The organism is Chitinophaga terrae (ex Kim and Jung 2007), assembly GCF_900107795.1.
GTDB classification, from domain to species: Bacteria; Bacteroidota; Bacteroidia; order Chitinophagales; family Chitinophagaceae; genus Chitinophaga; species Chitinophaga terrae.
In genome coordinates, this window is the sequence record NZ_FNRL01000022.1 from 1 (window position 1) to 20,046 (window position 20,046).

A 20,046-nucleotide genomic window follows, 5' to 3' on the forward strand; every position below is an offset into this window, starting at 1 on the left:
AGATGGCTCGTTTCCCTGCCTACTATGACCTCGGCTGACTCCCTGTAAAAAAAAACAGGGCCTCCCAGGGTAAGTGTTATCGCTTTCCATCCATGTAGCCGCTGCATTTACGTTGTTACAATCTGTGTAGTATCGGGTTTTTGTTTCTTATGCAACATCACCCTTGTAACCCCGCCTTGTATACAGTTTCTGTTCGTCGGCCCGGATGTTTGCCGCCAGCTTCCTTCAGATTCCACTTTACAGTGGACACCCTTGCTATTGGCTAATGCTTCCTACTACAAAGCGCATTCGGGACTTGCACCCTAGAGATATAACACATGCCTGGCACACATAAAAAAGCTTCAGGAGTTTTTCCTGAAGCTTTAACTGGTATTCTCTACATTCACTAGTTGTTAAATCAGTGCATAAGCTGGTTTCCGTAACGCTCACTAGTCGTTGTCGATTCTTCAACTCTTACTACTTTTTCAGGCCGTCTTTGATTGCTTTCGCAGAATCAAGGTGCGCTCTTAAAGTAGGTAATGTATTTGTTGCCCAGGCTTTAAGATCCGGGTCTGTTACGTTCTTGGATGCGTCTTCAAATTTCTTGATGTCTTTTTCGTGATCGTCGATCATCATATCGATAAAGTCTTTATCGAAGTCTTTACCTGATTTCTTACCCATATCATCTAAATGTTTCTTGGTTTCATCTGAAAGTTCTGCAGGCAAGGTGATGTTTTTCTTTCCTGCCAGGTCTTTCACCTCGTTTTCAGCTTTAGAGTGATCGTTAACCAATAAGGTACCAAATGCTTTTACACGATCGCTGTTACCTTTGTCCTGGGCGAGTTTACCAAAAGCTACCTCCATCATACTTCCGTTTGCGGCTTCAACAGCAAATTTTGAAGAATTCTCATCAACCGGCTTAACTGTTTCGTTAATATCTTGGGCACTGTCTACTGGTGCTTCGGATTGGTGATTATTAGCGTTGTTACCACATGATTGAGTAAACCACATTCCCAAACAGGCAACAGACAGAATAATTAGCTTTTTCATCGGATCGAATTTTTGGGTTTTAGAATAAATTATGATTGCTTGCAACCCAACTTTGCAAAAAGGATACCTATACAGCACAATCCCCTTTGAAACTCAATACCAGTAAGGAAAAAATAGAAAAAGAAAAGTATGGGGCCGATAAAATAGTTTGTAGAGTATTTTTCCCAGAAAGATGATTGAGGAGGGGGTTAGTGACCTCCTCAATATCCAAAATTATTAATTCTGCGAGTAAACGTAGATCAATGCAATAATGGCTATGACCGCTAATACCGCCAATGTAATTTTAATCCAGCTGTATGGCCTGTCGCCGGTTACTTCGCCTGTGCAGGCATTTACCACAAAATGATACAGCTTATTATTATACCGGTAAGCGCTGATCCAAACAGGCAACAAGAGGTATTTCACGCCTAATTGATTATACGTTACCTGGTAATTATCGATCCGTTGTTCGTCGCCTCCTATATCGGCCCTGATCTCGTCTACGATCACAGGGTCCATCCGTCTTTTTGCGATGGCCAAAGCCTGTTCAGCATTGGTCTGGTAAACCTCCGCACGAAAACCGCTGAGATAACGCCCATCGTATTTCTTTAACAGGTTCAACGACCATGGTTCAAGGATCTGGGCCATCTTAAGCGGCAACGAGGGGCTGGCAGATACAAGCACATCCCTGAAATTATACCCTACCCGGCCGCTTGCATTGTACCAGCGGGTGTGCCTCACCTGCCGTGTACGCGTTTCCGTTCGGCCGTTGACTTCTACTGTGTAAGTTTCGGAAGTATAATAGTACTCTCCTCTTTCTCCTACATAATCAGTAACGGTATTGGTATCGTAACTCCAGTGTGGGATGTAAACGCCTTTTAATTGCTGGGAAGCGCCATTGTTCACTTTTTTAACCAGGTCGTTCGGCGCAAACCAGAGCTTCTTCATCCAGTTCTTAAAATATTGCAGGGCCTCTGAATCTTTTACCACGAACGGCAATACATAGTGCGGCTGCAGGATGGCGGTAGTCTGCCCGGTATCTACAACCAGCGGCGAAGCGCAGAAAGGACATGAGTCGGCTGTCACATTAGGCAACATGGTGGTGGATGCGCCGCAATTGGTACATTTAACAACTACCGCGTTCTGGGTAGCAACGGTATGGTTGGCTTCTTCAGCGATGAAAGTCTCATAATCAACGGGCGCAATAGCGCCGGGATCAGTATCGTCTTCAATCTGGTTAACCGTGCCGCAATACTCACATTTCAGGCTGTTGGTGCCGGGTGCATAATGCAGGATGGCGCCACAGTTCTGGCATTTAAGCGAGTTAACCGTCTCACTTGTTTTTTCCTCAAAAGACATAGGAATATATTGCAGGAGCCGGCAGGGAATGTTCTTACCTGCCGGCTGCTAAAATGAATTATGGTAATGGAGGTGGAACCGTAGCTAATATCGGCGCCAGTTCAGGAACCGTGGAAGCTGCAGCCCATGCTGCCATTCCTGTTTTCCAAACTAACGTTTGTGCGTTAAGGTTACCTGCGGCAGCCAGTTGTTTTAACTGCTCTGTATCAAAAGGCCCGTTCTGCTTCCCTTCTATGGCTACATAGAACGGAGCAGCCCCTGGTAGCGGCGGTGGCGCGCCTGCTCCGGGATTGGCGGATTGGTTGTTATTATTCTGGAAGATATTGCCTACCTGTCCCATCATCGCTGCGCCCATGCCGGCTCCAAGTCCTGCTGCCGCCAGGCCTCCGCCTGAAGGATTCTCGGCAGCTTTCTCCATAGAATTGGCCGCCTGGAACTGTGCATATGCCCCCAGGTTGCCCACGATACCGATACTGCTTCGTTTGTCGAGCGCTTCTTCCACTTCTGGTGGCAAGGAAATATTCTCTATCAGGAATTTGGTAAGTTCGAGACCCAGTTCATTGAACTCGGTACCGATTTTACCGGTGATCTGGGCAGATACTTCTTCATAGTTGGCGGCCAGGTCGAGCACGGGGATCTTGGCTTCTGCAATCGCTTCCATACCTCTCGATACGGCGAGGTTGCGGAGTTGCTCGTTAATACCTTCAACACTGAACTCAGGATTTGTAGCTGCCACTTCTTTCAGGAACTGGGCTGCATCCTTTACCCTGAAATTATAGCTGCCGAAAGCCCGCAGCCTTACAGGCCCGAATTCGGCGTCGCGCAGCATAACAGGATTTTTAGTTCCCCATTTCTGGTTGGTGAACTGGCGCATGCTCACAAAGAAGACATCCGCTTTGAACGGGCTGTTAAATCCATATTTCCATCCCTGCAGGGTGCTCAGAACAGGCATATTCTGAGTGGTCAGGGTATACATACCTGGTTGAAAGACGTCCGCGATCTTACCTTCATTCATAAACACCGCTACCTGGGATTCGCGAACCGTCAGTTTAGCGTTCATTTTTATTTCATTCTGGTATCGGGGAAATTTCCAAACAATCAAATCAGATGAGGGGTCTGTCCACTCAATGATATCAATAAATTCATTTCTGAGTTTATCAAAAAGTCCCATATTTTCAGGTTTTATTGTCGCTCAAATTTATACAAATTATCATTCGTACCGCTGATAACGGAAAGTTAATTAATAGCCGAGGGATATCAACCATTTTTCGAGCAAAGCAGGCCAGGTTTTCCCGGCTACGTTATTGGCCCTGAGACCATAACCATGCCCACCAGATGGATACAAATGCTGTTCTACGTTCACTTTTGCTTTTCTCAGCGCGGCAGCCATTACCAATACGCTGTTTCCAAAATAATCGTCGGCTGTTCCAAACAGGAAGGTAGGCGGGGTTTGAGCATCCACTTTCAGTTCGGGGGTCAGGGTATTATTCGGGCCATTGTCGAGGTATGCAGGATAGATCAGTACTGCGAAGTCGGGACGGGCGCTTGCGCTGTCCAGTTTATCTACAGGCGAATAAGTCTGGGTATTATATAAAGTTGAAGCCCTGGCTGCCAGGCTACCGCCGGCAGAAAAGCCCAGCATGCCTATTTTATCAGGATTGATCTTCCATTCGGCCGCCCGGCTGCGCACAATACGTATAGCTCTTTGCGCATCCTGCAGGGCGCCAGCTTCTTTCTTGGGAACGCGGTACTGGAGAACAAAGGCGTTATATCCCAGCTGGTTTAACCAGGCAGCTACATCGTAACCTTCGTGGTTGATAGCTAATATGGAATAACCGCCGCCGGGGTTAATGATCACCGCCTTGCCGTTATTCTTGCCGGCGGGTGCGGGAAAAACCTCCAGGATTGGGTCGGTTACATCTGTTAACCTTACAATGTTGTTGCTGGTATCCGGTGTTTGCACCGCGGCATGTTTGGAAGCGCTTTCTCCCGGAACTGCCTGGGGCCAGAGATGGATCGTTGTTTTCTGTTGTGCATTCGCAGCGGCATTCATACCTAGCATAAATAATAAAATAGATAGTTGTTTCATAACCGGATTTTACTGGTTCGAACAAATGTAGTAAATGTCTGGTGCAGATAAAAGAACAGCCTCCCGAAAGGGAAGCCGCGTTAGCCAATCTAACCGACAGGAAATGCAGGTCCTGTCAGCGTCCTTGCTTGTGATACTTTAACGAATGCTTAGAATACTTAAGAAATGAAACAACCGGGATGATTGGCTGGCAACGGCATTGAGCGGGTATCGGCCACTTGCCTGCCAGCTTTTCATATCAACTGTATGAGTGCAAAGCTAGCAGGTGTGGCGGGTTTGGATGTCAGTATAACTACTGAAATAAGAAAATACGGAAACGGAGTTATACGAAGGCGCTGAAACCTGTGATAGCCCGTCCTACGATGAGGGAGTTGATCTCTTTGGTTCCTTCGTAAGAATAAATGGCTTCTGCATCGGCTACAAACCTTGCTACGTTGTATTCGAGCAGGATGCCGTTTCCTCCCATCACTTCGCGGGCCCGGCTTACCACATCGCGGGTCCGGAGGGTGCAGAATACTTTGGCAAGGGAGGCATGCTCGTCTTTCAACTGACCGGCATCCTGCAGTTCAGAGAGCCGGTAGCAAAGCGTTTGCATGGCTGTGAGATTGGAAAGCATTTCGACCAGGTGTCCCTGGATCAGCTGGAATGCTGCAATAGGTTTGCCGAACTGTTTCCGCTGACGGGTATAGTCCAATGCATTTTCATATGCGCCGCGTGCGCAGCCAACTGCTTCCCAGGCTACGCCGGCGCGGGTCATTTTCAGTACTTTGGCTGTATCTTTAAATGAACCGGCATGCTGCAACCTGTCGCTTTCCGCAACCCTGCAGTTGTTAAGGGTAATCAGGCCATTTTGTACAATGCGCAGCGCCATTTTATCGTGGATCTTTTCTACGCTGAAGCCGGGCGTATCTTTCCGCACGAGGAAGCCTTTTACCTGGTTATCGTCCAGGTCCCGGGCCCAGATAATAGTAACGTCAGCGAAGGTGGCGTTTCCTATCCATTTTTTCTGGCCATTGAGCACCCAGGTATCGCCTTCCCGTTTAGCCGTGGTAGTGAGTCCGCCGGCGGTAGCTGATCCTACTTCCGGCTCTGTAAGCCCGAAGGCTCCTATTATATTCAGTTGCTGCATCCCTGGCAGCCATTCCTGTTTCTGTTCTTCCGAGCCCAATAAATAAATAGAACCCATAGCCAAACCGCTTTGCACGCCGAAGAAGGTTGCAATAGAAGCATCCACCCTGGCCATTTCCATGGCAATAATACCTTCCATGAGGAAAGAACGGTTCGGGCATCCGTATCCCGAATAAGTTACGCCACAGATATTCAGTTCCCTGAACTTGGGAATAATTTCAAACGGGAAAGAAGCATTTAACCAATGTTCGTTAACGATAGGCTTGATCTCTTTCTCCATAAATTCACGTACCTGCAGCTGTAAAGCCCGGTCTTCCTCGTTTAGTTTGGCGCTGAGGTCGTAGAAATCACCGTCGATAGGCGGAAGCTCTTTCTTTTTACCCTGGCTGCCAGACAACATTTTCATCAAACCATTCAGTTGGTTATCATCCATTTTTCCTACTGCCTGCATCACCTGTGAAAGATCTACTTTTTCCGACAGCCGGGAAAGGGCTGCCAGGTCGATACTTTTAAGAAGATGGTAGGCATGCTTGATTTTCGAGAAAGTTCCAGACATCTTTAACGGTTTTTCTTAAAAATACGGAATTGACAGGATATGAGAATCATGTACTTAAGGGTAATAAAAAAGGCGCATGATAACATGCGCCTGGTTTTATATAAAACACAACTAAAATAATGGCTTTAATAAAGCAGTAAACAACCGGTTTGCTTACTGCTTAAACTGTGACTATTATGACTGATACTAGTTTAATAACGCATCATTGGAAAAAACCCTCTAATCAAAATTTAATCTTGATAAGAATAAGATCAAATCAGAAGGTAGCGTTAAAATTCATGATCAGATTTTTAATTCATAATTGTTTCTTTACTTTCGCAACTATCAATTTTTATATATTAAAATATCTTGAAGGTTAAATGCTTAAAACACCTTCCTACCGGGCATATAAAGAACTGTTCTATTCACAATACAGCGATCTGTGTAACTACGCCTATAGTTACCTGAAGGATGATGCTGCCGCGGAAGATGTTGTACAGGAGACCTTTATCAAACTTTGGGAAAAACATCCCGAAATGATAGATATGCCCAATATCAAAGCCTATCTTTACCGGGCTGTCAGGAACAATTCCATTTCTGTATTACGGAAACAGACAACGGAGGATAATGGCAACAAAGGATTTGAATGGGTACAGGATCTTTCAGAAGATCCGGAAGCAAAAGAAATAGCTGAAGCCAAACCGCATTACGATAAGCTGATATACGAAGCAATTGCACAATTGCCGCCGCAATGCAGGGAGGTATTTACCTGTTGCAGGGTACAGGGAATGACACATCAACAAGCCGCAACCAAGCTTGGCCTTTCTCCTAAAACTGTCGAAAACTACATGGGCAGGGCGTTAAAGCTGCTAAGGAAATACCTGCAACAATATGGTTTACCAATATGTGTAATTCTTTTATGGAAAATTTTACAGCCACTTTAGAGGGTTTGGAGAGAAAAGAACGTTATATAAGCAGAGCACAATTCTATGGAGCAATTTGACACTTATTACTACGATCTGATGGCAAAAAAGTTGTCTGGCCACTGTACTGCAGCCGAAATCAATGAGCTGGAGCAATGGTTGGCTGCTTCTCCCGAGCATCAGGCAGAATATGATATATTGTCGAAGATCTGGCAGGATAGTGTGCCTGCAGACAGCGCCCGGACCTATAATCCGGATAGCGCCTGGCAAAAAGTAGAATCGGCTACCGCTCCTGCTACTCCGGTTAGACCTATGGCCAATTGGAAAAAGTTCAGCGCCGCCGCGGCGGTTATCGCTGCTGTAGCCGCTGCCTCCTGGTTCTTCTCCCATACTCCTCCTAAAAAACATGAGCTGGCAGCAAATGAGGGTAAAATAAAAAGCATTCAGCTTCCGGATAAATCTATGGTCACCCTGCGCCAGGGCGCCAGGATTAAATATATCAACGGTTATCACCACGATAAAAGAGTGGTAGAACTGGAAGGCGAGGCCTTTTTTGAAGTAGCCAATGACCCGGAACACCCATTCCTGGTTAAAACTGCCAACGAATCCTATATTGAAGTTTTAGGCACTTCCTTCACGGTACAATCCACGAAAGACAGCACCGCCGTTATTGTAGCTACCGGCCAGGTAAGGCTGGGAGCCGAAAACGATACCGCCGATGTTATCCTTAATGCAGGCCAGAGAGGCGTTTGGGGAAATGGCCAGTTATCTTCCCGGAACAACAACAACCCGAACTTCATCGCCTGGAAAACAGGAGTTTTAGCATTTAATGATCAATCATTACTTGAAATATTGCCGCAATTAGCCGACTTTTACGCAAAAGAAATCAGGATCGATTCTAACTACCAGACTACCGCTGCGAAACAGAAAGCGACGATAACGTTCTCGAATCAGTCCTGTGATGACGCTTTGCATGAATTACAACTATTGCTTGGATTCAACTTTAGACACGAAGGTGACGCTATTGTCATCAGTCAATAAAGTAAAAAAAAGTTACAGGTTAATTGTCCTCCTATTACTGCTGTTGGGTTTAGCAAATATTGTAACCGCGCAAGATAATAAAGACAACCTACTTTACCTTCCATATGCGCCGCCCGCCATCCATGGCACAATCCTGTTTTATATCCAGGACCTGCAAAAACAAACAGGGGTTTCCATCTCCTATAGTTCCAGCTTCCTGCACCTGAACAAAAAAGTGCAGCTTAGCGGCAAGGAACGCACAACCGGCGACGTGTTGTCGACCATCCTGCAAGGTACCGGTATACAGGCAGCTGCCTTAAACGGGAAAATCTTTCTTTTAAGAGAACAATCGCAGACTCAATATTATACTATCAGCGGGTTTGTGAAAGAAAACGGCAGTAAAGAGCTGATCATCGGCGCGTCGGTTTACGATCCGATAACCAAAAAGGGCACAGAAACTAATGCATACGGCTTCTATAGCTTACAGGTTCCGGATACCTGCAAAGGGATTGTTTTTTCACATATTGCCTATCAATCGCATTACCAGCCATTGCCGCCGCCAGACGACGGGCAGATGAACATTTACCTTCAGCCTCATGGTATGCTGCAAACGGTTACGGTAAGCGGAGATAAGAACAAAGTGACCGCCCAACCCGGAGACCTGAATATGCCTGTCGGCTATTTATCAAACTTCCCTGCGTTGTTGGGCGAAAAAGATGTCTTAAAATCATTGCAACTCTATCCCGGTACCGGCAGCTCCCTGGAAAGCAGCAGCAACCTGCTTATCCGTGGCGGCGGCGCAGATCAGAACCTCTACCTGCTCGACGGCGTACCGCTTTATCATACCGGCCACCTGTTCGGCCTCTTTTCCATCTTCAACGGAGATGCCGTAAAAGATGTTTCCCTGTATAAAGACGCCTTCCCTGCCAGGTATGGAGGCCGCCTCTCCTCAGTTGTGGACATACGCACCAAAGACGGCAATATGAAGGAATGGCATGGAAGTCTTACCGTCAGCCCCGTATCGGCCAGCGCGGTGATCGAAGGCCCTATCAAGAGAGACGAAAGCTCTATGTCGTTATCCATACGCCGTTCGCTGGTTGACCTGCTTTACAGCCGCACCCTGCTCAATGATTACGGGAAATACTTCCTTTACGATATCAATTTTAAAATGAACCAGGTGATCAATGAACGGAACCGGGTATACCTGAGCTTTTATAAGGGACAGGATAAAATGTTCATTAAGAGCGATAACCCCACAATCAACCTGTTTGATGACTATAACTTCGACTGGAGCAATATCACCACCGCTCTGAAATGGACCAGCGTGATCAATCCCCGTGTCTTCACCCATACCACTGCTACGTATAGCCGTTTTTACAACGTATTCACACAAAACTCCCTTATTCCTATATCGTTCTATGACTCGTTATTTGTAAAAGGAAAGGGGGTTTCAAGGATCCGCGACGTCTCACTGAAAAACGAAACGGAATACGCGATCAGCAACAACCAGCACTTATCATTCGGGTTGGGGTACACTTATCATAATTTTGCGCCAACAGCATATCACACGAATATTTCAGCGGGAGAAGCCACTATCCGCAAGGCGCCCATCTACTATATGGCTGATGTCAGCGCCTACGCCGAAGATGAACTAAGCCTGTTTAACGATAAGCTGATAGTCAGGCCAGGCCTGCATTTTGGCGCGCTTATTCAAAGCAGTTCCTTTTATGCAAGCGCTCAGCCGAGGATCATGGTTCGCTGGCAACTGGCCCCTAACCAGTTTGTGCAGGCATCTTTCACCAAAATGACACAGTTCCTGCATCAGCTGACAACGCCTGTGATCAACCTGCCAACAGACCTCTGGGTTCCCAGTACGGATAATATCAAGCCCGAACATGCGTTTTCATATAGCCTTGCATACCAGCGGCAATGGAACAGCCAGTGGAGGTTTAACCTGAACGTATATTATAAACAACTGAAAGATATTGTTACTACCAACACCGTCTTAAACATTTTCGACAACTCGGATCTCTGGGAAAAGAAAGTGATTGCCGGAAGCGGTTACAATTATGGCAGTGAGCTGTTACTGGAAAAAACGCAGGGCAAACTTACAGGCATTCTCTCCTATACTCTTTCCTGGGCGTGGCGGCAGTTCGATCGTTTGAACGCCAACAAGATGTTCCCGTATAAAGAAGACAGGAGACATAATCTCTCGCTTGGTTTAAAATACAGGTTCAATCCTACCTGGTACGTTTCCGCATCCTGGAAATTTGCCAGTGGCGCCCCGTTTACGCTGCCTTTGCAGATATTCCCGGATTTTGACTGGAGCAGGAATATCAAAGGGTACCTGGACGAACGTTATTCTCCCTTCTCTACCAACCAGCTGAATTACCTGCCTTATTTTGCCCGGCTGAATAACTACAGGCTAAGGCCTGTGCATCACCTGGATATCGGCGCTACCGCTCATTTCGGCAAAGACCGCAAGTTTCAACATGTTGTGACCGCGGGCGTATACAACGTATATAACCGCAACAATCCGTTCATTGTAAGTTTCGACCAGTTTTCCTACCTGTCTTTTGACGCTGTTTATCCTTTACAACTATATCAATACAGCTTATTCAAAACGCTACCATACCTGAGTTATACTTTGAAATTTTAGTTTATGAGGCATCTGCTTATTATAGGATCATTATTGTGTTTGTGGATTGCGGGGTGCAAACAGGATTTGCCTTTGCCTAAAGGCGGCGGCGCGCCCCGCGCTGTCGTATATAGCGAACTGGTTGCAGGTAAAACGCCGGAAGTGAGGGTTGGCAAAAGTATTCCGGTAGCTCCCGGTATCGACAATAACTTCAGGTTTGTTACCAATGCAAAAGTTGAATTACAGGATAAGAATGGCTCGCCGATAGAGACGCTGCTATACCAACCGGATTCCAGCAGTGTGATGGGATTGTATGTAGGTAAAACAGTTATAGACGCCAACAGGAATTATAAACTGCAGGTAACTGTGCCGGATACTAAACAGGTAAATGCCATGGCAACTGTTCCGCCGCCGTTTAAAGTTGAATTGCTGGATACTGTTAGAACGCTGTTAAACGGACGCCCGGTACTGAAATTTCACCTTAACGTATACCCGTTACCGGGGATAAGGCAGTATGTCGTGATGGAGGCGTTGAAACAAAGCGTAACAACTGATACTTCGTTCACCTACCGCGGAGTAAGATACCGTAAAAGCCAGAACAGGGAGCTTTTTGAACAGGTGAAGAACCGGCCCGATGCCCGTATCAAAAAAGACAGCATCTTTGAAAACGATTACCTGAGGATACCTTGTTATACCCAGGATGAAAATGCAGACAACAACCAGATAGGCGGATTGAATGAAAACTATAACAGCATCCTCTTCACCCAGAACGGCAAACCGCTGACCACCGATTTTTATATTAATGCCACCGCTTTAAGTTCCAATCCTGCCGAAGCCATTGCGCCCGTTGGCAGAGTACTGGTATACGTGAAATCGGTATCTAAAGACTATTATGATTTCCTGCTAACCTACGAGAAAGTAAAAAGGAACCCCGGGCTCAACAGCCTTATCCAGGCCATACAACTCCGCAGCAATACAGCCGGGGGATTAGGAGTAGTAGGAGGAAGTTTCCAGAAGATATATTATCTCTATTACGACGAGCTGTAGTGGCGGATATTAACCGCCACGCCGCTGCTATTTAGCTATATATTGGTTATTCGAGAAATCAATATCCGCCGTTCTGTTATTGCCAAGTACCACTTTCGTGATCTTCTGGGGAGCCGGGAATGTCAGCGTTATTGTTTTATTTCCTTTCTCCCAGCAATCCACCGCCTTATGAATGGTAATGGAAGTATTGTTGGCAAACTGGACCTGCGCTACTACCGGCACCATTTTATGTCCTTTTGCTATCACTTCCACTGTTCCGGTTTTTCCTTTCTGTGTCACCTTCCCGATTGCCAGGTCGGGATACCCGTCGTCGAAAAACCAGTTTTTCCAGAACCAGTTCAGGTTCCTGCCAGCTCCTTCGTTCATGCTGTTAAAGAAATCGTAGGGCTGGGAATGTTTGCCGTTCCAGCGGCTGATGTATAAATGAAGGGCTTTCAGGAAGAGATCATCGCCCAGGAGATCTTTTATGTAGAAATAACCCAAAGCTGGTTTGCCGTAAGAATTGTTGATGTATGGCGATTCCGTCAGTTGGGTAGACGGAGTAATAATAGGAAGATCCAGGTAGGCGCCGGCGGAGGCGCTATATGCCCCAATGCCATAGTTATCTACCAGGGAAGAATCGATACGCGGCGTGATCAGCCACTCGCCCATCGACGCCCATCCTTCATCCATCCAGGCGTACAGGGTTTCGTTGGTTCCCATGTAGAAAGGGAACATAGTATGGAAGATCTCGTGAACAGTGAGTTCAATGCCATCCGCCCTGTTAGCTACCGGGTTATCGTTCACCATCATCGGGTACTCCATCTGGTCCAGGCCATCGAATACTGTTTCGTGGCTATATGGGTAAGGCCATTTCGGGAAGTAGTTTGTCATATTATCCACTGTTTTCCGGGCAAAATCGATCACCTCGAAGTAGTCGGCGTGTTTGGGATTGAAGACAGCATCTACCCTGGTACGTCTTTTAGTGGCGGGGTCCACTTCCAGGCTGGTCGAGCGCCAGAGATAATGATCGCTGACCGCGAATGCGAAGTCTGAAACGTTCTGCGCTTCGAACTTCCATGTATTCTTCGGCTGCCGGCGGGTAATATTGCCGGATTTAAGGTCGGTGCTGTCTATAATATAGATAATGTCGTCTTCCGTTTCCGCTTTGCGGATGCGGGCAACAATTGGCTCTGTATATACTTCGGAGGCATTTACCAGGTCGCCGGTCGCCCATACCTGGAAAGTACCCGGCACGGTGATCGCCACTTTGAAATTGCAGAAATCATTGTAAAACTCGGTTTGTCCCCTGTAGCTGTTTGCATCCCAGCCGTTGATATCGTCGTATACCGCTATCCGTGGGAAGAAATAGGCAATAAACGCGGAGGTTTCATCTACCATGCCTGTCCGGATATGCGAGCCTTTATTCAGCGTATAGGCAAAGGTAAGGGAGACTTTCACCGATTTACCGGCACCCAGTTCGGGGATGCTGAGGAAGTAGTTGGTTCCGGCGATCCTGGCGGGATTTTCAGTTTTTAGCGTGTCATTCACCCTGATATTCCGAATGGTCATCCCGTTTGTGATGTCTTCGGGTGCAACGGGCATATTCCTGATATTTCCTTTCTGGTAGAGATTGGGAAATAGTTTAAAGTTCAGCGCATATAGGTTGCCGGGGCTGTTATTAGTGTATACAATGGTTTCAGTACCTGTGATCTCGTTGGTGGCGGGGTCGAAACTGACCTGTATGTCGTAGTTCCCTGTGTTCTGCCAGTATTTGCTACCTGGGGCGCCGGAAAGGCTGCGGGTTTGATTTTCGTATGCCTGGGCAATGGTCCGGGGCATGTATAACTGGGTTTGGGAAAGGGCGGCGTTGGTAACCAGCAGCAAAAAGCTTAATAGTACAATATTTCTCATGGGCATTTAAAGCAGTATGCCCAAATGTAGGTAATTACTGTTGAATATGCGAAGTAGTGTCGACAGGCGGCTGCGGCGCACCGGCAGTATCCTTTGGCAGCTGTGTGCTGTCGCTGGTTGTACTGAGAGAATCGGCAGCCGATTTTTTTTGCGGCAGCGGAATGGTTGGGGCCGTATTCTTCCGGGTAGGTGAATAAGCGGCTACGCTTCCCTCCTTCCTGAGTTCTTTCATTGTTTTTTTGTCGAAGAGGTATTGCGGATGTTTTTCCGGCCGCAGGCCCTTATCGAACTGCGCTTCAGCGCCCATAGCGGGGGCTTTATAGACTTTATTGGAAGAAAAACAGGCCAGGCAAAGCAGCCAGCCAGAAACAGCCAGGTATTTCATAACCGCAGGTTAATAAATTGAATACGAGGCAAGGGAGGGACAGGTAAAAATATAACGTTTAACATTAAAATTTATTTCCGGATTTTGGAATATACCATCCTAATAGTAATTTTAAGCGGCATTCAGTGGTTGTCATCCCCGGAAATACGAATTTTTTGTCTTTTATTTACTATTTTACTATTTCAATCCCGATGAAAGCCCTCCCCAGGAGAGGTTGTTCGTTATTATCAACAACATACTATGAAAGTATCTACAACCAGCTTCCCTAGCGTATTTGAGACCGCCTTCGGAAACACGGAAAATTCGAGTAAAGACCTGCTCAACGGCTTAAAGATCAAGAAAGATGACACCTGGTACATGGTAGGAAACCTTGCCAAAAGAGGTGGAATCAACCCCAGCAGGGTAACCAATGCCGCGCCAACGGAGGAAGATTATGAAATCCTGTTTAAAGCCGCCATGCTTAACACCATCGATAAGGTGCAACAACCTATAGCCCTTACTGTTGGTTTCCCCTTTTCAACTTACAACGTCTACAAAACCGCTGCGGAGCAATTCCTGAGTAAACGTCATTTTCTCATCGACTACGATACCCAGACATACAATAACAAGGGTGCGTATAAAAAAGCGATGCTTGATATTGAGAAGTATGAAGTGATCCCGGAGGTAGTTGGAGGGATTATTGGATTGAAGAAGACCATTAATGAACCAAACGTAGAGAATTTCATCGCTATCAGCTTTGGTTTTGGTACCATCGAAGGAGGTATGGCCACCGGCGACGGCCTTGTACACCGTACCTGTTTCAGTTCTCACGGTATCCGTTATGCTATCAATAACCTTACCCGTGAATTAAGCCAGAAGCATTACCTGGAAATGAAGAACGAACACCAGGTAGATGATGCGTTCATGAAAGGCTCTATTTTCACTAACCGCAAGCGTATAGACCTGAAAGATCTTCGCAAAGAAGTACTTACCCAGTATTATAAAGAAGTAGTAAGCCCGTTGATGCGCAGCTATTTCACCGACCTGGATTTTGAAACCTGCGAAAAAATATACCTCATGGGAGGAGGCGCGCATTACCGCGAGCTGACAGATGCTTTTGTGGAAGAATTCCGCGATTTCATTCCTGTAGAAGTAGCTCCGGAACCGGAAAAACTGGTAAGTATAGGCTACCTGCACAACTCATTACGCATTTCAGATAACAAGCCACAAAGATGCGTGGGACTGGATCTGGGTAACAGCAGTTCGATCATCTCCACTTTTGAAGATCATTCAACTGTGCATACGCCTTCTATGCCGCCGCCATTGTCATCAAGCAATCCTAATACTGTAAAAGCTTAATTTATATTGTGATCGACTTCAGACATATTTTCCGAAATATTATTGTTCCAGGAGCGTTCCGTATTCCTAAAACCGTGTCTGTGAACGGCAGTATTGAAGCGTCCGTATCGGGGCGTATAGACGGCACCGTGAAAGGCGACGTAAAAACTACCGGCAAGCTGGTCATCAGCCAGACAGCGATGGTTCGGGGGCATGTTTATGCAACCGACCTGGTTGTACAGGGCAAGGTTTACGGGGATGTTTACATCAGCAACAAGGCGCATATCAGCAACAAGGCCCTTGTTAAAGGTGATGTAAATGCGATGACGCTGGAAATTGAAGAAGGAGCTGTAGTTGGAGGGGCTATCAGAAAAAATGTGTTGCCTCCTGCGAATAGCGCTGCCGAACCTGAAGAAACGGTTACCAAAGTAGCTACTCCTGCCGAAAGCGCAGCCGGCGATCTCAATGCTGAGGAGCAATCCAACAGCTGGTTTTAATAAAGATATTTTCAATATAAAGGCTGTATCGAACGTAACCCGGAGGTTGATAGAAGGCTGTTAAATTCTCCTCCTCTGAATTACTTTTTGATACAGCCTTTCGTTTATCTGTCAACTTCTCAGATAATAATAACTGTTTTCCCTTTTCCTTTCGCAGCCCTGCTAAGTTCCACTGCTTCCGGCACTTCTTCCAGCGATATCCTGTTCTCTACCGGGATGGTCAGTTTTCCTGATTCAATGATCTTAGACAAGGCATCCAGAGATACAGCGCTTCCCTGGGTTTCGAAGTTCCCGCCTCTTAAACCCTCTTCTTTGATGGCTGCTTCATCTGCAACGAACATAGTGGTATACACCGCTCCTCCTTTTTTCAAAAGTTCGATGTTTGCTTTCAGGTCTGGCGCTTTGCCTGCCAGGTCTATCAACCCGTCGATCCCTTCGGGGAACAATGCTTTTACCTGTTCGGTCAACGGCTTTTCTTTATAGTTGAGCACTATTTCGGCGCCTAAACGTTTCATCCTGTCGGCATTCGCCTCATCCGAAGCCGTTGCAATCACCCTTAATCCCTGCAGCGCGGCCAGTTGAGTGGCAAATGAACCTACGCCCCCGGTTGCGCCGTTGATCAACAGCACATCCCCTTTTTTCAGGGCAAGATGTTCCAGCAATTGCTGAGCTGTCATCCCCGCGGTTGGAACTGCGGCAGCTTCAGCAGCCGAGATGTTGGCCGGGGCAAAAGTGATAGATGCTTTTTCAGGCACGATCGCATATTCGGCATAAGAACCTTCGCCGATCGGTGAATGAATAAACTGACCATAGATCTTATCTCCTTTCTTAAAACGGGTCACTCCTTCTCCTACTTCTTCAACGATGCCTGCGCCATCTACTCCCATAATCAACGGGAACTGGTGCTTCATTTTGCCATCGTTCATAATTCCATCTACCATTTTCCAGTCAAAAGGATTCATTCCTGCTGCCTGTACTTTGATAAGCACGGTATGAGGTCTTACACCCGGTACCGGAAGATCCATCACGGTTGGAGTTCCCTTAAATTCTGATACAGCTACGGCTTTCATAATTCTTGCTTTTATATTGAACAGATGATTTACAATCTCGGATCCACAGGTTCACTTTCCAGCGCTAATATACCAAATACACATTGATGTACCTGCTGTAAAGACCCATGAGCTATAAATCTTTCCAATGCTTCCAGGCCTAAAGTGAATTCTCTCAGGGCCAGGGAGCGTTTGCCGGCGAGCTTCCGCTGCCGCAGGCGCTCCAGGTGTTCGGGCGAGTCGTACTCCGGTCCGTAGATGATCCGCAGGTATTCTTTCCCTCTCACTTTTATAGCTGGCTGAATCAGTCCTTTTTCGCCTGAGGCTAAGAAATCATAGGGTTTTATAACCATACCTTCTTTCCCTGATGCGGTCAGCGTTTCCCACATCCCGATAGCTTGTTGTTCACTCTCAGTATCTCCTATCTCTACCAGCATATAAGGTGTGGCATGCAACAATTGTTCATCTGCCGCACAGATCTCTGCTATGGTTTGCATATGCCACTCGTGCGGCTTATGGAAGTATGTTTTACCCTCCGTTGCCAGTACATGGAATGGAGCCAGTTTATAGTCGTCGAGCGAGTTAACAGGCCAGCAATACTGCTGGTAGGCTTTTACATAATCGCTGGTCTGTTGCAGGCGGTGCTTATATTTTTCCAGCAAGGCAGTTGCGGGCAGGTTGTTGTTCACCGCTTCCTCCAGTGAGGCTACTACAACGGGTAAAGCCTGTGTGGCTGCGGCGCCTACTGCTGCATACTGTTGCTGCAACAAGGCCTGCGCCTTTGCGCTCCATGGCATCAGCTCTGCATCCAGGCATACCCAGTCGGTATCCAGTTTTTCGTATAGCCCTTCAGCGAACGGAGTATATCCCTTACTGTTTCCAGCCTCAGGTCGTGCAGGCGTTTCAGTTCCTTCGGCGCCGCTTCGGCTTCCTCTTCTTCCATATCTTCTTTCATCATCCTTTCCAATGCCTGGTTAGCAAGCGGCCCTATATGCTTCAGGTAACGCCGGACTATCAGTTCTTTTTCAGGGTGTTGTTCGAGCCAGCCCTCCCCTTTTTCCATCAGCTTTTCCAGTTCGTGCTCTCCCACGAAATAATGTTTGTCGTTATCGCAAACCGGCAGCAGTATGTATAGCTGGCGTAACAGCTTCTTTAAAGTAATAGTATTACGAAGCGCTACATTAAAATAACGACTGACGCCCCATTCGGGGAACGCGGGGTTAAGTGGCGCCGATGCAATTGTCATCTCGTAGCCCAGGGGTTCAAATAAGCGGCGCAGCAGAGTTTCACCGCCTTTAACAGGCAAGGCGGTCAGCATCGCTTCAAATGGCAAAGGTTCATCCACTATTTCAGGTTTGTCTTTACACCTGCCATTCATTGCCGAAGAATAAGCCTGTGCAATCGCTGCGCTCATGAAAGAAGCGCTGACATAGGGCCGGTCATTCACATATTGATCCAGGCTGAAGCCATTAGCGTCGTTCCTGCGAACCAGGGCAACAGGATCAATATCCAGCAGTAATGCTGCTTTACAGGCATGTTCATTCGCTTCCGGGTAGTAAATATGCGCTGTTCCGGCAGTAATGGCAACAGATTGAATTTTAGCAGGATGTTTATGCAATAAATATCCAAGATCGGTTGCGGGGTAACGTTCAGTTTTAATTGTAAATAACATAGGTTAACTGTTCAAGCTTCTCTTCCATTCGGCTGTAAAGTTATTAATTTCCTTCATATATCCGCTTCAGTTGGGCTGAAAATTTATCCTGTGCCAGCAATTTATTTTGAAATTCAAATTAGTCTACTATATTTGTAGACTTTTTTTGAACATTTTAAAACCCAGGTTATGGCTACAAATCCATTACATTTCGACACGTTGCAAGTACATGCTGGTTATCAGCCAGACCCCACAACTCATTCGGCGGCAGTGCCCATCTATCAAACCACTTCCTATACATTTGATAGCGCCGAACATGCTGCCGACCTGTTTCAGCTGAAACAATTCGGGAATATTTACACCCGCATCATGAACCCTACTACCGATGTTTTTGAAAAAAGAGTAGCTGCGCTGGAAGGCGGCGTTGGCGCATTGGCAGTAGCTTCAGGACAGGCGGCGCAGTTCATCGCATTGCATAACATCTTATTGCCTGGCGATAACTTCATCACTTCCTCCTACCTGTATGGAGGCACCTACAACCAGTTTAAAGTTAGTTTCAAACGTATCGGCGTAGAAGCAAGGTTTGCGGACCTGGACAACCCGGATAGCTTTGAAAAGCTGATAGATGAAAATACCAAAGCATTGTATGTTGAAACCATCGGCAACCCCGGCTTTGCTATTCCTGATTTCGAAAAGATCAGCGCCATTGCTAAAAAACATGATCTGCCACTGATCGTAGACAATACCTTCGGAGCAGCCGGCTACCTGTTCAGACCTCTGGAACATGGCGCAAACGTGGTAGTAGAAGCAGCTACCAAATGGATAGGCGGGCATGGTACCAGCATTGGCGGGGTGATTGTAGACGGTGGTAATTACAACTGGGGCAATGGCAAGTTCAAACAGTTCAGCGAACCGGATGATGCTTACCATGGTATGAAATTCTGGGAAGTATTTGGCTCCCATAGTCCTTTCGGCAACATAGCCTATATTATCCGTGCACGCGTTGCCGGTTTGCGCAGCTGGGGTCCTGCATTGGCGCCGCAGAATGCATTTCTCTTTATCCAGGGACTTGAAACTTTGTCGCTCCGCGTACAACGAACGGTAGATAACGCACTGGCTCTTGCCCAGTGGCTGGAACAGCAACCGCAGGTGGAATCGGTGAACTACCCGGGGCTTCCGGGCAACAAGTACCACGAACTTGGAAAAAAATACCTGAAAAATGGTTTTGGCGGGGTATTGAGCTTTAAGATCAAAGGAGGTACTGCAGCGGCAGACAAACTGGTGCAATCTCTTAAATTGATCTATCACCTGGCTAATGTCGGTGATGCAAAAACACTGATCATCCACCCGGCTACCACTACTCACCAGCAGTTAAGCGAGGAAGAACAGCGCAAGGCGGGCGTGGCGCCAGGGCTACTGCGTGTTTCTTTAGGCATAGAACATATCAGCGATATTAAGGCGGATTTCGAACAGGCTTTCGCCGCGTTATAGCTTTAACGAAAAGGGC

The 20,046-nt window shown here is 46.8% G+C and carries 17 protein-coding genes; 7 read left to right on the forward strand and 10 right to left on the reverse strand.

What is annotated here, in order from left to right:
• Nucleotides 1-456: 456 nt before the first annotated feature.
• From BLV62_RS20160 to BLV62_RS20180, 5 genes are all read right to left on the reverse strand, one after another.
• Nucleotides 457-1,029: a DUF4142 domain-containing protein gene (locus tag BLV62_RS20160; protein ID WP_139170316.1), complete on the reverse strand. Its 573-nt coding sequence runs from the start codon at nt 1,027-1,029 to the stop codon at nt 457-459.
• Between the two features lie 216 nt (nt 1,030-1,245).
• Entirely contained in the window at nt 1,246-2,367 is a 1,122-nt protein-coding gene (locus tag BLV62_RS20165) for a zinc finger domain-containing protein (protein ID WP_089763732.1), read from the reverse strand.
• Between the two features lie 58 nt (nt 2,368-2,425).
• On the reverse strand, nt 2,426-3,538 hold the full coding sequence (locus tag BLV62_RS20170; RefSeq protein ID WP_089763733.1) for an SPFH domain-containing protein: 1,113 nt from the start codon (nt 3,536-3,538) through the stop codon (nt 2,426-2,428).
• A gap of 69 nt (nt 3,539-3,607) precedes the next feature.
• Nucleotides 3,608-4,456, reverse strand: a complete 849-nt coding sequence (locus tag BLV62_RS20175) for an alpha/beta hydrolase (protein WP_089763734.1) — start codon at nt 4,454-4,456, stop codon at nt 3,608-3,610.
• Between the two features lie 322 nt (nt 4,457-4,778).
• Nucleotides 4,779-6,140, reverse strand: coding sequence for an acyl-CoA dehydrogenase family protein (locus tag BLV62_RS20180; RefSeq protein WP_089763735.1), 1,362 nt, complete (start codon nt 6,138-6,140; stop codon nt 4,779-4,781).
• 359 nt (nt 6,141-6,499) lie between these two features.
• Between BLV62_RS20180 and BLV62_RS20185 the strand changes: the two genes are divergently transcribed.
• Genes BLV62_RS20185 through BLV62_RS20200 form a run of 4 tightly spaced genes read left to right on the forward strand, consistent with a single transcriptional unit; the run spans nt 6,500 to nt 11,747 of the window.
• A complete protein-coding gene (locus tag BLV62_RS20185; protein WP_089763736.1) occupies nt 6,500-7,063 on the forward strand; it encodes an RNA polymerase sigma-70 factor in 564 nt (187 codons plus the stop codon).
• Between the two features lie 45 nt (nt 7,064-7,108).
• Complete coding sequence (locus BLV62_RS20190) at nt 7,109-8,083, forward strand: FecR family protein (RefSeq protein WP_089763737.1); 975 nt, start codon at nt 7,109-7,111, stop codon at nt 8,081-8,083.
• A 43-nt stretch (nt 8,084-8,126) separates the two neighbouring features.
• The gene (locus BLV62_RS20195; protein WP_168927928.1) at nt 8,127-10,721 is read left to right on the forward strand and encodes a TonB-dependent receptor; all 2,595 of its coding nucleotides are present in this window, start codon (nt 8,127-8,129) and stop codon (nt 10,719-10,721) included.
• Between the two features lie 3 nt (nt 10,722-10,724).
• Nucleotides 10,725-11,747: a DUF4249 family protein gene (locus BLV62_RS20200; RefSeq protein ID WP_089763739.1), complete on the forward strand. Its 1,023-nt coding sequence runs from the start codon at nt 10,725-10,727 to the stop codon at nt 11,745-11,747.
• 27 nt (nt 11,748-11,774) lie between these two features.
• Here the strand turns inward: BLV62_RS20200 and BLV62_RS20205 are convergent, their stop codons facing one another.
• Together BLV62_RS20205 and BLV62_RS20210 are read right to left on the reverse strand one after the other, a co-directional pair.
• Nucleotides 11,775-13,640 carry a M1 family metallopeptidase gene (locus BLV62_RS20205; RefSeq protein ID WP_225889645.1) on the reverse strand — a complete coding sequence of 622 codons (1,866 nt, stop codon included), beginning with the start codon at nt 13,638-13,640 and terminating at the stop codon, nt 11,775-11,777.
• 34 nt (nt 13,641-13,674) lie between these two features.
• The gene (locus BLV62_RS20210) at nt 13,675-14,025 is read right to left on the reverse strand and encodes a hypothetical protein (RefSeq protein ID WP_089763741.1); all 351 of its coding nucleotides are present in this window, start codon (nt 14,023-14,025) and stop codon (nt 13,675-13,677) included.
• A gap of 240 nt (nt 14,026-14,265) precedes the next feature.
• Between BLV62_RS20210 and BLV62_RS20215 the strand changes: the two genes are divergently transcribed.
• Nucleotides 14,266-15,363 (forward strand): ParM/StbA family protein, encoded by a 1,098-nt coding sequence (locus BLV62_RS20215; protein WP_089763742.1) that lies wholly within the window; start codon nt 14,266-14,268, stop codon nt 15,361-15,363.
• 74 nt (nt 15,364-15,437) lie between these two features.
• Nucleotides 15,438-15,839, forward strand: a complete 402-nt coding sequence (locus tag BLV62_RS20220) for a polymer-forming cytoskeletal protein (RefSeq protein ID WP_258522442.1) — start codon at nt 15,438-15,440, stop codon at nt 15,837-15,839.
• Nucleotides 15,840-15,958: 119 nt separating this feature from the next.
• On the opposite strand, the gene BLV62_RS20225 is transcribed toward BLV62_RS20220, so the two are convergent.
• From BLV62_RS20225 to BLV62_RS20235, 3 genes are read right to left on the reverse strand one after another with little or no spacing between them, the layout of a single operon-like run.
• The gene (locus BLV62_RS20225) at nt 15,959-16,909 is read right to left on the reverse strand and encodes an NADP-dependent oxidoreductase (protein WP_089763744.1); all 951 of its coding nucleotides are present in this window, start codon (nt 16,907-16,909) and stop codon (nt 15,959-15,961) included.
• A 29-nt stretch (nt 16,910-16,938) separates the two neighbouring features.
• Complete coding sequence (locus BLV62_RS20230) at nt 16,939-17,685, reverse strand: hypothetical protein (RefSeq protein WP_225889643.1); 747 nt, start codon at nt 17,683-17,685, stop codon at nt 16,939-16,941.
• Complete coding sequence (locus tag BLV62_RS20235; RefSeq protein WP_089763745.1) at nt 17,685-18,560, reverse strand: 3' terminal RNA ribose 2'-O-methyltransferase Hen1; 876 nt, start codon at nt 18,558-18,560, stop codon at nt 17,685-17,687. The genes BLV62_RS20230 and BLV62_RS20235 overlap by 1 nt, the downstream gene beginning before the upstream one ends.
• A 168-nt stretch (nt 18,561-18,728) precedes the next feature.
• Between BLV62_RS20235 and BLV62_RS20240 the strand changes: the two genes are divergently transcribed.
• Nucleotides 18,729-20,030, forward strand: coding sequence for an O-acetylhomoserine aminocarboxypropyltransferase/cysteine synthase family protein (locus BLV62_RS20240; protein ID WP_089763746.1), 1,302 nt, complete (start codon nt 18,729-18,731; stop codon nt 20,028-20,030).
• Nucleotides 20,031-20,046: the final 16 nt, after the last annotated feature.